The sequence below is a fragment of the Microbispora sp. H10670 genome, assembly GCF_014161385.1.
Lineage (GTDB): Bacteria > Actinomycetota > Actinomycetes > Streptosporangiales > Streptosporangiaceae > Microbispora > Microbispora triticiradicis.
Genome location: NZ_JABBWW010000108.1, coordinates 1 through 557, shown reverse-complemented (window position 1 = coordinate 557; position 557 = coordinate 1). Strand labels below are relative to the sequence as shown.

The window sequence follows — 557 nt, the reverse complement described above, 5'->3', positions numbered from 1 at the left end:
CCTGGTTGAGCTGCTCACCGTCGTTGGGCAGGATCACCAGCGCGTTGACCTTGGCCTGGATCAGCGACTCCACCGCCGAGATCTGCTGGTTGATGTCGTTGGTCGGCTCGACCGCCTTGAGCTCCACATCGGAGTACTGCTTGGCGGCGTCCGCGGCGTTCTTGCTGATCGCGGCGATCCAGCCGTGGTCGGCCGCCGGGGCCGAGAAGCCGATGACGACCTTGTCGCCGGGGGCGTCGTTGCCGCCGCTGGCCGCCGCCGCCGGCGCCGCGGCCGGAGCGCTGGCCTGCGCGGCCGGCTCGTTGCTGGTGCAGGCGGTGACGAGGGCGCCCGCGCCGAGGACGGCGCCGCTCACCAGGAATCCACGCCGGCCGACGTTCTTGCTCATATCTTTTCTCCCTAGTTTTCTATGTGTGTGACTTGAGGCTTCGCCGCTGCAGCAGCACGGCGGCGACGATGATGACGCCCTTGGCGACAAGCTGGTCGGCGGTGTTCAGCCCGTTGAGGATGAACAGGTTGGTGATCACCGTGAAGATCAGCAGACCCAGGATCGAGCC

General features: G+C 67.1%; 1 protein-coding gene. It reads right to left on the bottom strand.

The annotated features are described in order from the left end of the window. Positions 1–388 (bottom strand): substrate-binding domain-containing protein (locus HHX33_RS34780; RefSeq protein WP_182878267.1); only part of this gene is annotated, 388 nt, incomplete at its 3' end. Positions 389–557 lie beyond the last annotated feature (169 nt).